This is a genomic window from Lysobacter sp. HA18 (genome assembly GCF_054057595.1).
The window spans coordinates 1919146-1932923 of record NZ_JBSRZL010000001.1; the positions used below are offsets into that span (position 1 = coordinate 1919146).

General features: G+C 66.5%; 13 protein-coding genes. 2 read left to right on the plus strand and 11 right to left on the minus strand.

The window, feature by feature from the left end; translation table 11 throughout:
- Nucleotides 1-4: 4 nt before the first annotated feature.
- The 11 genes from ACVWWW_RS09550 to ACVWWW_RS09600 form a co-directional block, all read right to left on the minus strand.
- Nucleotides 5-1156 carry a response regulator gene (locus tag ACVWWW_RS09550; protein WP_027082234.1) on the minus strand — a complete coding sequence of 384 codons (1152 nt, stop codon included), beginning with the start codon at nt 1154-1156 and terminating at the stop codon, nt 5-7.
- Between the two features lie 56 nt (nt 1157-1212).
- Nucleotides 1213-3483 carry a patatin-like phospholipase family protein gene (locus ACVWWW_RS09555; RefSeq protein WP_027082233.1) on the minus strand — a complete coding sequence of 757 codons (2271 nt, stop codon included), beginning with the start codon at nt 3481-3483 and terminating at the stop codon, nt 1213-1215.
- An 18-nt stretch (nt 3484-3501) separates the two neighbouring features.
- Entirely contained in the window at nt 3502-4017 is a 516-nt protein-coding gene (locus ACVWWW_RS09560; RefSeq protein ID WP_051234838.1) for a hypothetical protein, read from the minus strand.
- A complete protein-coding gene (locus ACVWWW_RS09565) occupies nt 4014-4823 on the minus strand; it encodes a DUF2092 domain-containing protein (RefSeq protein ID WP_196804328.1) in 810 nt (269 codons plus the stop codon). The genes ACVWWW_RS09560 and ACVWWW_RS09565 overlap by 4 nt, the downstream gene beginning before the upstream one ends.
- 52 nt (nt 4824-4875) lie before the next feature.
- Entirely contained in the window at nt 4876-5628 is a 753-nt protein-coding gene (locus ACVWWW_RS09570) for a transporter family protein (RefSeq protein ID WP_155914165.1), read from the minus strand.
- A 115-nt stretch (nt 5629-5743) separates the two neighbouring features.
- Complete coding sequence (locus ACVWWW_RS09575) at nt 5744-7021, minus strand: hypothetical protein (protein ID WP_051234837.1); 1278 nt, start codon at nt 7019-7021, stop codon at nt 5744-5746.
- A 4-nt stretch (nt 7022-7025) separates the two neighbouring features.
- Nucleotides 7026-7997, minus strand: coding sequence for a formylglycine-generating enzyme family protein (locus ACVWWW_RS09580; protein ID WP_027082230.1), 972 nt, complete (start codon nt 7995-7997; stop codon nt 7026-7028).
- 230 nt (nt 7998-8227) lie between these two features.
- Nucleotides 8228-8689: a response regulator gene (locus ACVWWW_RS09585; RefSeq protein WP_027082229.1), complete on the minus strand. Its 462-nt coding sequence runs from the start codon at nt 8687-8689 to the stop codon at nt 8228-8230.
- A gap of 119 nt (nt 8690-8808) precedes the next feature.
- Nucleotides 8809-9477 carry a response regulator gene (locus ACVWWW_RS09590; RefSeq protein WP_036141422.1) on the minus strand — a complete coding sequence of 223 codons (669 nt, stop codon included), beginning with the start codon at nt 9475-9477 and terminating at the stop codon, nt 8809-8811.
- A gap of 169 nt (nt 9478-9646) precedes the next feature.
- Nucleotides 9647-10657 carry an ATP-binding protein gene (locus ACVWWW_RS09595; protein ID WP_027082228.1) on the minus strand — a complete coding sequence of 337 codons (1011 nt, stop codon included), beginning with the start codon at nt 10655-10657 and terminating at the stop codon, nt 9647-9649.
- A 437-nt stretch (nt 10658-11094) separates the two neighbouring features.
- Nucleotides 11095-11886 carry a hypothetical protein gene (locus ACVWWW_RS09600; RefSeq protein WP_051234835.1) on the minus strand — a complete coding sequence of 264 codons (792 nt, stop codon included), beginning with the start codon at nt 11884-11886 and terminating at the stop codon, nt 11095-11097.
- Nucleotides 11887-12010: 124 nt separating this feature from the next.
- On the opposite strand from ACVWWW_RS09600, the gene metX reads away from it, so the two are divergent.
- The gene (metX, locus tag ACVWWW_RS09605) at nt 12011-13180 is read left to right on the plus strand and encodes a homoserine O-acetyltransferase MetX (protein ID WP_051234833.1); all 1170 of its coding nucleotides are present in this window, start codon (nt 12011-12013) and stop codon (nt 13178-13180) included.
- Nucleotides 13177-13776, plus strand: coding sequence for a cysteine dioxygenase (locus ACVWWW_RS09610; protein ID WP_027082226.1), 600 nt, complete (start codon nt 13177-13179; stop codon nt 13774-13776). The genes metX and ACVWWW_RS09610 overlap by 4 nt, the downstream gene beginning before the upstream one ends.
- Nucleotides 13777-13778: the final 2 nt, after the last annotated feature.

A 13778-nucleotide genomic window follows, 5' to 3' on the forward strand; every position in this document is an offset into this window, starting at 1 on the left:
GACGTCACAGGTTGGCGACGCCGGTCGCATCGCGCAGCCGCTGCAGCTCCACCTCGCGCTCGTGTTCGCCGTCCACGAAGTGCTCGGCGATGCGCCGGCATTCATCGCCGAGCACGACGAACGCGTCGACCACGTCCGGGTCGAAGTGCTGGCCACGACCCTTGACGATGATCTGCATCGCGTCCTCGTGCAGCATCGGGTCCTTGTAGACCCGGCGACTGATCAGCGCGTCGTAGACATCGGCGACCGCCATCAGCCGGGCACTGGTGGGTATCGCTTCGCCGGAGATCCCCTGCGGATAGCCGGAACCGTCCCATTTCTCCTGGTGACTGTAGGCGATGTCGCGCGCCATCGACAGGAAGCCGAGATCCTCGCCCGCGTCTTCCAGAGCGCGCTCGATCGCTTCCTTGCCCAGCGTCGTATGCGTCTTCATGACCTCGAACTCGTCCTCGGTCAGCCGCCCCGGCTTGAGCAGGATGCGATCGGGAATGCCGACCTTGCCGATGTCGTGCAGCGGTGCGGACTTGAACAGCGCGTCGATGTTGGTGGGCGTGCAGAAGTCGGCGAAGCGCGGATGCGTGGCGAGTTGCTCCGCGATACGTCGTACGTAGTGCTGGGTGCGCAGGATGTGGTTGCCGGTCTCGTTGTCGCGCGTCTCGGCGAGGGACGCCATCGCACGGATCGTCACGTCCTGGATGCGCGTGACCTCGCGCGTGCGCCGTGCGACCTCCTGCTCAAGATAGTCGTTGCGGTCACGCAGGAAGTCGCGCGCCTGCTTGAGCTGCAAATGGTTGCGCACACGCGCCAGCGTGATCGACGGGCTGATCGGCTTGGTGATGTAGTCGACCGCACCGAGTTCCAGGCCGACGCGTTCGTCGTCCGTGCCGCTCATGGCGGTGAGGAAGATCACCGGGATGTCGCGTGTCGCCGCGTCCGTCGTCAGGCGACGCATGACCTCGTAGCCGTCCATCACCGGCATCATGATGTCGAGCAGGATCAGATCCGGCGGCGCGTCGCGCGCGATCTGCAGCGCACGCTCGCCGCTATTGGCAACCTTGACCCGATGCTCGCCACGCAGCAGCGCGCTGATGAGCGCGAGATTGTCCGGCGTGTCGTCGACTACGAGGACGGTGGCGCGATGGTCGATGTCATCCATGGAGCACCTCTGCGATGGGTGGTGCAGGCGGAGCGGTGTGCCGGTGCGCTGCCACGTCAGAACGTCCGGCCGATTTCGAAGAACAGGGCGCCTTCGCCGGCCTCGCGCCAGCCGTAGCCGAACGTCATCGGGCCGAGCCAGGAATCGAATCCGAGATAGAGGCTGCCGTTGAGCACGCCGTCATCGAATGCGATGTCACCGCGGTGCTCCCAAGCATTGCCGTATTCGATGGTCGAGCCCGCGAGTGCCGAGCGCCCGAAGAACTTCGCGAGCTGGTACGTGTAGCCGACGAAGACGACCGCGTACTGCTGGCCCGTCAATTCGTTGATGCGGAAGCCGGCAAGCCGCGTCAGCCCGCCGAGACGGTATCGCGCCTGCACCGGCAACTCGCCTTCGACGGTGCTGGCCACGCGCGTACCGACCTGCAGGGCATGCTTGCCGAAGCTGTGCGCGGCGACGGCATCGAGTTCGAGCTGTGCGTAATCAGTGTCGGCGCCAAGCCCGGTGCGCGATACGGCATACCGCGCATTGGCGTAGTAGCCGTCGCGCGGGAAATAGAGGCTGTCGAGACGGTCGACGTTCGCGAATGCGTAGGCGACGCCCTCCTGGAAATCGAACGACTGCAGTGTCGGATCGCCGACCTCGACGCTCGCGCGCCCCTTTCCTACTTCGATACCGAACCCCGCGGCACCAACGCGACCGAACTCATGTGCGAGTTGCAATTTCAGGCGCAGTGCCTGGATGTCGTACCGGGCGATCGCATTGCCGCCGTCGTCGAAGACATTGAGGTTGGGGTTCTCGTACGCGAGGCGCCCCGAAAACACATTCCGGCCCGCGAGGTCGAGCGGCTGGTAGTACTCGCCAATCAGTGCCGGTTCGCTACCGATCGCAGCAGTGACTCGCCCTTCCCCGCCGCGCGCATTCAGCGGTGCGAACAGGATGGCGGCGCGGATCGTCGTGTCGTAGTCGCCGTCGAAATCCGAGCTGTGCGTCAGGCCGAGTTGCAGGTAGTTGGGGCCCTGCGTCTTCGGGCTGGCATGCAGCACGACGCCGGTGCGGCCGCTCTCGTTGACCACCTCGTAGCTGACCCGCGAGAACGTGCCGAACCCGTAGACATCGAGCGTCTGTGATTCCAGACGGTCGATATCGAGCGGCTTGCCGACCTCGACGTGCAGGCGATCGAGCAGCAACGCATCGGAGTACGCAGTGCTGTTGTCGACGCGCACGAACTCGATGACGGGCGGACCGCTGCGCTTCAACGCCGCGGTCCGCGCCGCGCGGTCGGTGTCGAGCGGTGATGACAGGTGCGCGAGCGCCGGGGTTGCGGCCTTTGCGGCATCGGCGCCGATGTCGAGTGCCTCCAGCGCTTTGTCGAAATCGCTGGTCGAGATGCGATCGCCGAGCTGGGGCGTGATCAAAACGTCTCTAGGGCCGAGCGTCGCAAGCTGCGCGTGCGTGTTGGCGGTGGTCATCATGCCGCCGATCTGCGACAGCACCTGCAGTGCGCCGGCGTCCGGGCCGAGCGTGCCGAGCGGCGTGCCGACATCGACGGCGATGACGATGTCGGCGCCCATGTCACGTGCGACGTCGATTGGCACCTGGTCGGCCAGGCCGCCATCGAGCAGCAGGCGACCATCGATCTCGACCGGATGAAAGACCGCAGGCAGCGACATGCTGGCGCGCATGGCCATCGCGAGGCTTCCGTGGTCGAGCACCACGGCGCCGCCGCTGTTGATGTCGGTGGCGACCGCGCGGAACGGGATCGGCAGGTCGTCGAAGCGATCGATCGTGCTCGTCTGCAGCGTCTCGCGTTCCAAGAACGCGAGGATGCGCTCGCCCTGGATCAGCCCCGGCGATGCACGAAGACCCTTGCTGCTCAGCCCGACGCCCAGTGTTGCGAGGCTGTCGCGATCGTCGAGCTTGCGTCGATAGGAACGCTCGGGGCGCGGCACCGAGTCATCGAACATCTGCGGCCAGTCGGTGGAACGCACCAGCTGCTCTATGTCCGCCGCGGATCGGCCCGACGCGTACAACCCGCCGACCAGCGCGCCCATGCTGGTTCCGGCAATGCAATCGACATGCACGTGCAGGACCTCGAGCTGCTTGAGCACGCTCACGTGCGCGATGCCGCGCGCGCCGCCGCCACCGAGCACCAGGCCGATGCGCGGACGCGTGTCGCCGGGCTGACGTTCGCCACAGGCCTTGCCGCGGTCCGGCGGCGCCTGCACAGCGGCCGTCGCCGTCGCTGCGCACATCGACAACGCAAGCCACAGCAACGCGATCCGCCATGCGCCGCGCCGCCGACCACGGGCGAGACGCACGCGCACGGCATGTCGCGCCTGCGGCTACGGGTTCACGACGACGTAGACGACGTCGTCGCCCTGCATGCGCTGCTCGTAGTACACGCCATTGCAGTGGTAGTACGGTACCGAATACGTGTTGACGATCGGGCAGCCTGCAGGAACCGACGGATAGAACGAGCCGACGACGGCTGCCGTCGTCGCTGCCACCACCGCAGTCGCAGCCAAGGGGCGATCGATCTGACCATTGCCCCAGTTGTTGTCGTTGCCGTCCATGTCGATGTTGACGTTGGTGTTGTTGTTGATGTTCGTCTGGCGCGTCGTCGAGCGGTCGCCGTTCCCGTTCGGGCGCGTCGCCGTGCTGTTGCGGCCCGAGGACGGCTGCGTGCGCGCCGCGTTCTGGCGGCCCTTGTCCATCGCCATCTGGCTCGACCTGTTCGACGCGCTGACCGAACTGCGCGCCATGCCGCCGCCGCGTTGAGCATCGGCGAACAGGGGAACGAGTACGAGTGCGAGCAGGCTCCAGCGCGCGCGGCGTGCCCAGCGGTTCGAGGTGTTCATGGCGTGCCTCCTGCCGTGGTCGTCGCAACCGCCGGCGTCGTGTTGAACGGAATCTCGTGCATGCCCTTCGACGGCGTGAACTTGAACGTGTTCGCGCTCACCGACGGCGTCGTATCCCAATGCATCACCGCCTGGTACTGCGGATCACCGACTTCGTAGCGCGTGGTGATCACCATCTTTCGCGGCTGGCCTTCCTTGGTGATCCAGATCTGCCAGTCCACGGCCGCCTGCCGGAACAGCACCTGGTCGGTCATCACGCCCTCGACGGGGCTTTGCCCGGCAATGAGGCCGACGCGGACGCCGTCGAGCAAGGTGCCGCCGAAGCCCTGGCGCAGCACGTCGACCAGCGGCATCTCGGCACCCATGTCGAGCAGCTTGGTGACCACGCCATTCACCGAATCCGGCGCGGCGAACTTCGCGTACGCGTCGGCGTCGGGCGCAACGGTCGTGAGCGTGGCGCCGTCGTAGTAGTACTCGCGATGGCGCAGGTCGCCGTCGACGTCGATACGGAAGCGGTTCGGGCGCTGCACGATCAGCCGCGTGCGCTCGTTGTGCTGCAGCTTGTAGCCGTACGGCAGCACCTCGTCACGCGAGATGTCGGCGTCCACCTGGAACGATTGCTGACGCGCCAGGTACGCCTTCATCCGCTCGAGCGCGGCGCGTGCGTCGGGCGAAATCGCGCCGGGTGCCGGCGCGACCGCGGTGCTTGCCGCGGCGTCGTCCTGCGGTGCAGCTGCGCCGAGTTGCGGAAGCATCGCAAGCGCGGCGACAGCGGCCGCGAGCGATGTCATGCGAAGTGCTCTCATGTCGATCTCCTTTGGAACGCAACCGGGCATGCGACGCCGCCACGCGGCCCCGCTAGAACGTGAATCCGTAGCCGACGATCGGGCCGTTGAGCGTGATCCGCGTATCGATGTCGCCGTCGCCGAAGTCGGCATCCATGTAGCGGTAGCCGAATACCCACTGACCGACGTTCATGCGGTACTGACCCATCGCGCTCGCGCTCCACGTGCCGTTGGTCGAGCCGCTCGATCCGTCGCCGCGCAGGCTGAAACTCCAGCGGTCGCTCGTATGCCACGTGTAGCGCGCGCCGTAGAGGAAATCGCTGAAGCTCTTGCTGACCTTCAGCGAGCGCGTCTGCAATGCGGGATTAGTCGGAATGATCGACGTGGTGAAGTCGGCATCGACATAACGCAGGCCGGCGATGATGTCCCAGCCGTTGAAGCGGTCGTCGCCCGGGCTCCATACCGCCGCCAGGTCGAACAGGCGCGCGTCCAAGTCGGTTTCGCTGCGCAGGCGCGTGCCGTCGCGGTCTTGCGAAAGGCCGAGGAAGAGGAAGTCGGTGAGCGCACCGAAGTGATCGCCCTGCCCTTCGGCGTGGATCATGAATGCGCCGTCGAACTTGTCGAGCACGTCACTGAAGTGGTTGTCGGTAATGACGGAGCCCGACGGCGGCGGGCCGTTGTCGTTGATCTCCGCGTTGAACGAAGCCCCCCAGACGTAGGGGGTGACGGTGAACGTCCACGGGTCGCCGTCTGCGGCCGATGCCATCAGCGGTGCGGTGGCCAGCGACATTGCCGCGATGGCGAGAATGGAGGAATGGCGTGTCATCGTGGGTCTCCCGAAAGCCCGTGGGTCGGCGGAACGAATGCGTCGTGACGCATGACGGCACGATGCGAAGCCGCGGTCGCGGCGGAACTGCACGAACGAATCAAGGCGCGCGCCGTCACAGCAGCAGCCTGAAGACGCGTTCGACGAGGTCGGCGAACGGAATCACGGTCAGCACCAGAGGGCTGAAGGGCACGAGCGTGATGATCACCAGCCGCGCGATCGCGCGAAGGTCGATCGGCAGCGGGCGCATTTCGGTGACGACCGAGTTCGCGTTTGCGAGATCGGCCAAAGACTGGATGTCGCCGCTGCCGATCAATGCTTCGTCAGGTCGCGCATCGTCGAGCCACTTGCGCTCGAATTCGGTGACGTAGCGCATGGAGAGTTCGCCGTAGCGACGCAGCCCGCGACGGCGTTCGTCGAGCAATGCTTTCGCGAAGAACACCAGCGGGAATACGACCATCGCGACCAGCACGGCGACCACGACGCCGATCTGCGCGCGGTATTCCATGAACTTGTGCCCGCCGCTGAGCACGCGGCTCGCCAGTACGCCGGATGACACGACGCCCTGAGCGAACAGCAATGGCGCGAACGCGAGAACGCTTCCGCCGAGGAAGCCGAGCCCGCCCGCGCGGTCCGGATGCAGCGCCTTGAGATCCAGTGGCAGGCGCGACGTGCGCCACAGGAAGATCCACCAGATGCCGATGCGGAACCACCAGCGCAGCACGATGAACTGGAAGACCGGGATGCTGACGTGCGCCATCCACCAGCCCGCGCCGCTGAGCACCGTGCCGGCGGGCGTGATGCTCGCGTACCAGGTGTCGATCGGCAGTGCGAGCGCACGCGAGGACAGCGTCGGCGAGAGCACGAACACGCCGAGCAGCAACGCGACTTCGACCAGGATCGAATTGCGCAGCCGGCGCGCACTGGTGATCGCGGCTTCGAAACGCGGTACGGCGGCGGCTGCGACGATCGAGCGTTCGCGGAACTGGTCCACCGCGACGCCGATGCGCTGGTGCACCGGAATCTCCGCGAAGATCAGCAGCGGCAACGCGACCACAAAGCGTGCGTACGCTTCGACGTCATGCAGGAACGGCAGCCGCACGCCGCCGAACGCCGTTCCTTCAGCGAGGCACAGCAGCAGCAGGGGCAACCACGCCACCAGCGAGATCACGACCATCCGCCGCACTACGCCGTGCAGCTGCGCGTCGGCCATTCGTGCCTTGAGCATGAGCTGGTACAGCGGTCCGCCGACCACCAGCGAGAAATCGGCGTGGTAGTGCGACGGCGCCGCAGCGCCCACGTGCGGCGGCGCCGCGGTCACCATGCGAGGATTCCGTTGCGCGGCGTCGACGCTGTAGACGTCGCCCGCCCAGGTCGCGTTCGCGGCGGCCATCGCGTCACGCCACACCGATCCGCACCACGCAGCGGAAGCCCAGGTGCGACATCGATGTGTCGACTGGAAGCGAGAAGCGCGACGCGAACTGGTCGTGCGGCGAATGTTCCGCAGGCCCCGGGCGCGAGCCGCCCTTGGTTACGTTACGCGGCAATCCATCGATCGACGCACCGCTGAATTGCGCATCGACGAGCCGATCCAACGCGCGGCGTGGCACGGTACACGCCGCGCGTGGATCGACTCTTGAACGCAGTGCATCCCGGTCACACGTCCATTCCCAGACGTTGCCGAGCATGTCGTACAGGCCGAACGCATTCGCACCGCCCTCGCCCACCGGTGCGGTGCCGATATGGTGTTCGTCGGGAAGGCCGGCCCAGCGGCGATGGTCGACCCACGCCCCCGCGGCGCTGCGCACGTCATGCAGGTGTTCGCTGGACCACGCGTCTTCTGCGTCGTCGCCGCCACCGCGCGCGGCGCGCTCCCATTCCGCTTCGCTCGGCAGCGCCTTGCCGGCCCATTCCGCGTAGGCCTCGGCGTCTTCCAGCGTGACGTGCACGACGGGATGGTCATCCAGCCCTTCGATTGAACTACCCGGCCCGCGCGGATGCCTCCAGCACGCCCCGGCGATGAGCCGCCAAGGCGAACGCGCCGCGTCGTGCAGCGTCTCGTCGAGGATGCATACCGCCGACGCCGGATACAGCTGGCCTTCGCCGGACCGTGGATGCAACGTCGCATCGAGGCCACGCTCGCACTGCGTCGCGTAATGCGTGCTTTCGACGAAGCGCGCGAACTGTGCGTTGGTGACCGGCGTGGCGTCCATCCAGAAGCCGGCGATGCCGACGTAGCGCGCAGGCATCTCGCCGCGGCAGGGATGTTCTGCGCCCATGCGGAATACGCCACCGGGCACCCACGCCATTCCGGGCGTCGCGGCTGGTGGCAGCCAGCTGTTGGTTTCCTGTCGGGAGGTGATGGTCATCGACGTCGTCCCCGCATCTGGCTCGCATGGGCCGAGTCGCTGCAAGTGCGATGGCACGTCGTGTCATGACGCATGGCGTCGCACCCGGCGCGGGCGCTGGACGACGGCGACGGTATGCGTCGCGCCACGGCATGCATGACGGCTCCTCGGATCATGGATCCACTCGTGATCGAGTCTGCGCGTGCGTCAAAACACCGAGAATTGGACCTCGGTGTACGCGTTCTTGCCCTTCAGGGCAGCTGCGTCGGCGCTGCGACGCGCGCAACCATTGCCAGCAACGTGCGGCCTTCGAACGGCTTCATGAGGTACGCGGCGTGGATGCGCTCCGCGTGTTCGCGAACCGACGGTGCATCGTGCGAGGTGATGATGATCCACGGCGACATCGGCCCGCGCAGCGCGAGGTCACGGTAGAGCTCGAAGGCCGACGCACCCGGCAGGCGAACGTCGCAGATGCAGCAGCGGATGGCCGGCCACCACGTGGCGTCGCGCAGCTCGGCAAGCAGCGTTTCGGCGGATTCAAACGCATGGACGGCGAAGCCGGAGCCGGACAGGACGCGCGCGAGCGCCTGTCGCACGGCCCCATCGTCTTCCACAAGCACGATTTCCTGCTGCATGTGCACGATAGCGGCCGAGGTGTCGCCCGAAGGCACCAGGTCGAAAGTGCATCGATGGTCCACGCCGCGGCGCGACATGCGTAAGTGGTCGTTGGGGAACGCGGCCTGCCCTTGTGGGCATCGGCGGAAAACGCATGACGCGACGCACCGGGCACGGGCCCGGTGCATTCAGCGCATAGGTGTTTCGTCGTCGCAGCTCAGCTCGCGAGCGCGACTTCCGCGTGCAGTCGCCGCGGCACATCCTGCGGATGTTCTTCCGCTTCAAGATGCACGGCGAGCTGCACGAGCTCGGCAACGGTGCGCACGCCCATCTTTTCCATCACGCGTGCACGGTGCGCCTTGACCGTTCGCTCGCACATGCGCAGCGAGTCGGCGATCTGCTTGTTGAGCCTGCCGGCGATGACCTGGTCGAACACCGCGTGCTCGCGCGGCGTCAGCGACGCGAGGCGATCCCTGCCCTGCTGCAGATGCTGGCGATGCTGCCGCCGCTGCACGTCGCATTCGAGTGCACTGGTGATCGCGTTGATCAGCGTTTCCTTCTCGACGGGTTTGGTGAGGAAATCCACCGCTCCCTGCCGGATCGCCTGCACGCTGGTCGGGATGTCGCCGAATGCGCTGAGGAAAATGATCGGCGGTGCATCCTCGCGGCGCGACAACGATCGTTGCAGGTCGAGTCCGCTTGGGCCGGGCATGCGGATGTCCAGAAGCAGACAACCGGGCGCGTCCATGGGCGGCCAGGACAGCAGGAAGTCGCCGGCGGATGCGTACTGCCTCACGTCGAAATCGAGGGCGCCGAGCAGGCGTCCCAGCGCATCACGCATCGAATCATCGTCATCGACGATGTGGATTACGGGAGCGATTGCCATGTCGTGTCTCCTACTGCGTTTAACCGGAAGTCCATTCCTTGAAAGCCGACTTGCGTGCCTGAATGTAGGCCTAATTTCCTGATAGAGAAGCGGTGAAGAAACGCGTTCTGATAAACGGTCGTTTCACGCGCAATGGGCTCGTACGCAGCGCTGAAACATAAGTGTCATATCAGGCGTAAGGAGGGAACGTCACCCGGAAAGTCGCGCCACCGCGATTGTTGTTTTCCGCACGAATCGACCCGCCATGCGCTTCGGCGATCGACCTGGAGATCGACAGACCCAGGCCCATGCCGTGCGGCTTGCTGCTGTAGAACGAATCGAACAGGTGCGCGAGGCGCGACTCGGGGATCCCGCCGCCGGCATCCGACACCTGGAACTGCACCTGCCCACCCTCGAGTTCGCGCACGTCAAGCAGCACTGCGGGTCGCGTCGCACTCAGGTCGCCCGACGCGAAGCGCGCTTCCACCGCGTCCATGCCGTTGATCAGCAGATTCAGCAGCATCTGCTGCAGGTACAGGCTGTCGCCGCTGAGCAATGCGGTATCGCGCGACTTGGCGACCTCGACCGGAATGCCGCGCCCGCGCACGTCGGGATCGAGCAGCTTCACCGTTTCCGCCGCGAGCGTATTCGCATCGATGCAGACGAAGCTGATCTTTCGCTGCCGCGCGAGCGTGCGCACGTTGCGGATGACGCCGCCCGCGCGCAGCCCGTCACGACGGATGTCGCGCAGGATCTGGCGGATGTCGTCGAGCGGCGGCGACGCCCGTTCCAGCAGGATTTCGGCGGCGTCCGTATTGCTGAGGATGGCGCCTAGCGGTTGGTTGATCTCGTGCGCGATCGATGCGGTGAGCTCGCCTACGACTGCAAGACGCGGCGCACCGCCGACGTCATCGCGCCGCTCATGGCCGGAGTCGCGCCCCGCAGCCCATGTGCGCCATACGCTGATGATCAGTGCGACAAGCGACGGTCCGCTGAGCGCGCGCACGATGACCATCGCGACGTGGTCGTTCGAATGCGACCACCCGGCGATGAGCAACACGGAGATGGCGAACGCGAGGCAGGTCATGCCGAGCCATGCATCGCGCGACGCGTCGACGCGGATCGGGCGGCGCAGGTAGAGCACGCCGCCTGCGACCAGCCAGGCGAGCAGCAGCACTAGAGCAGTGACCGCTTCGATCATCGGGGGAGCGTCCTTGTAGCCGGTGGCGCAACACGGGCCGCATCCTGCTGCCCCGAACCACCGGTCGAACCGCGAGCGTACGCCTGTACCAAGAACCTGAATAGGGACTCGGCAGGCCACCCTGTTTGAAGCAGGAACCGACACCGGCTTTCCGGCCGGGACCGTCACGACGACTCTGCGGTGGCCTGCGCCCCGGTCTCGCCCGGGCGCGTACGTGGTCCACCGCTTCCGGAGTGCAGCACAGGTTCCGTTACGCGGTTGTTGCATGCGTCGCGCTTCGGATGTGCGGACGCGAACACCGAGCGGTCAGGCGCGTAGGCGATGCCCGACCTGTTAACCATGCATACGGATGTCGATGCCGCTGCGCACTCAAATTCGCACGCAAGAAAAAGGCGCCGTCATCGACGGCGCCTTCGTCCCTCACCCGATGCTTTTAATCAGCGACCGTCGTGGTCCGCGTCGCCCGGCAGGATGCGTTCGACGCCGTGCCAGGCGTCCTTTACTGCGCCCTTCGCGTCGGTCCATGCGAGGCGCGAGGTGCCCTTCGCCGAATCCCAGCCACGCTCGAGTTCCTGCTCGGTCGAGGCGTCCCAGGTCGCGTTCTTCGACTGGCTGCGCGCGTACGTGCCGTAGCGGTAGGCCGGCTTGTAGTCGTCGAAGCTGTAGCCGGACTTGTAGTAGTCAGCCTGGTTGAAGCGCTGCTCGTAATAGCGATCGGTCGCGTCGTAGGTCTTGTACGTGCGATCGCTGCGGTCCCATGCGTCGCGCACGGCGTCGCGCGCCTTGTCCCACGCCAGGCGCGAATCGCCCTTCGCATTGTCCCAGCCGGACTGCAGGTTCGTTTCCGCGCTGTCCCACGCCTGGTCGGCGTTCGTGTTGCGCGCTTCGGTGCCGTAGCGGTACGCCGGCGCGTAGTCGCGGTCGTAGTCGAGCTTGCTGTCGTAGTACGGACGATTCGTGGACTCGCTTCGCCACGCCTCCGTTTCGCCGGTCGGGTCGACACGCTCCGCGGCCGAGTGACCGACGGACGCACCGGCGATCGTGCCGATGGCGCCGCCGACCAGCGTGCCGATCGGGCCGAACGCGCTGCCGATGGCCGCGCCGATCGCCGCACCTCCCACGCCGCCGACGCCGGTGCCAACCGGGTGCGAGCCCGGCGCGCCGGAGATCGGATCGCGATTCATATCGGTGGTGTCGTTGTTCTTGTTCGCCATTGGGGAAAGCTCCATGCGGAAGGGATTTCGACAATGGGCGCGGGGGTGTGTAGCGCCGGTTCAAGCGGCCGTGCCCCATACGCTTGGCGTTCAGGCCGCATCGACAGGCACAATCCGCGCTGCCGAATGGACTGACGCAATGACCGAATTCATCCCGCCCGGAACGCGATTCGCCGAGCTCCCCTCGCCCTTCCCCACCCGTCGGGACGGTGCGCTGCATGGCGCGCGCATGGCGTACGAGACCTGGGGACAGCTCAACGCGGACCGGAGCAACGCGATCCTGATCGTCACCGGGCTCTCGCCGGATGCGCACGCGGCATCGAACGATGCGGACCCGGCACCCGGCTGGTGGGACGCGATGCTCGGCGCGGGCAAGCCGATCGAAACCGACCGCTGGTTCGTCATCTGCGTCAACACGCTCGGCAGCTGCAAGGGTTCGACCGGCCCGGCATCGATCGACCCCGATACCGGCGAGCTCTACCGCCTCGCGTTTCCGCCGCTGTCGGTCGAGGACTGTGCCGACGCCGCCGCGCATGTCGTCCGCGCGCTGGGGATCGAGCAGCTCGCCTGCCTCATCGGTAATTCGATGGGCGGCATGGTCGCGCTCGCGTTCCTGCTGCGGTATCCCGGCCTCGCGCGCAACCACATCAATATCTCCGGTGCGGCGCGTGCACTGCCGTTCTCGATCGCGATCCGTTCGCTGCAGCGCGAAGCCATCCGTCTCGATCCGAACTGGAACAACGGCCAGTACGACGATTCGACGTATCCCGAATCCGGCATGCGCATGGCGCGCAAGCTGGGCGTCATCACCTATCGCTCCGCGCTGGAATGGGACGGCCGCTTCGGTCGCGTGCGGCTGGATTCGGATCGTCAGGACGGCGACCCGTTCGGTCTGGAATTCGAGGTGGAGAGCTATCTGGAAGCGCATGCGCGGCGCTTCGTTCGGCGGTTCGATCCGAACTGCTACCTGTATCTCAGCCGCGCGATGGACTGGTTCGACATCGGTGATTGCTGCGGCGAGTCCGCCAGTGACACACGAAGCGATACGCGCTCCGCGCTCGCGTCGATCCGACTCGACAAGGCGCTGGTGATCGGCGTGCACACGGACATCCTGTTCCCGCTGCAACAGCAGGAAGAAATCGCGGCCGGGCTCGCTGCGGGCGGCGTCGATGCGCGCTTCGTCCCGCTGGAGTCGCCGCAGGGCCACGACGCGTTCCTGGTGGATTTCGAGCGCTTCGGCCCTGCCATCCGCGGTTTCCTGGACGCGTTGGAGCCGGTGCAGGACCGCGGGGCTAGAATCCCCGCATGAACGCCGCCGCCGCACTGCCTGACATCCCCTTTCCCGGCCACGACAAGATGATCGCGGCGCTCGACGCGGCGGTCTGCGCCGGCGACCCGCAGGCCGTGACACGCGCCGTCCGCCAGACGCTCTGCGACCTGATCCGCGACCGCGACGTGCGCCTGCCCGACTGCGTCTACGAACCGATCACCGACCACTACGCGCGCCGCGAGCTCTATCGCAGCCCGATCCACGGCTACAGCGTGGTCGCGATGACCTGGGGCCCCGGCCAGGGCACCCCCGTGCACGATCATTCAGGCCTCTGGTGCGTCGAAGGCGTGTGGGACGGCGAACTCGAGATCACCCAGTACGAATTGCTCGACCGCGATGGCGAGCAGTTCCGCTTCCGTCCCGCCGGCGGCATCCAGGCCGGCCCCGGCAGCGCCGGCAGCCTGATCCCGCCGCACGAGTACCACACGATCCGCAACGCCAGCGACGACCAGGTCGCCGTCTCGCTGCACATCTACAAGGCGGAGATGCAGTGCTGCTCGATGTTCGCGCCGCAGAGCGAGCACGAGTGGTACGCGCGCGTCGACCGCACGCTGAGCACCGACGAGGCCTGCTGAGC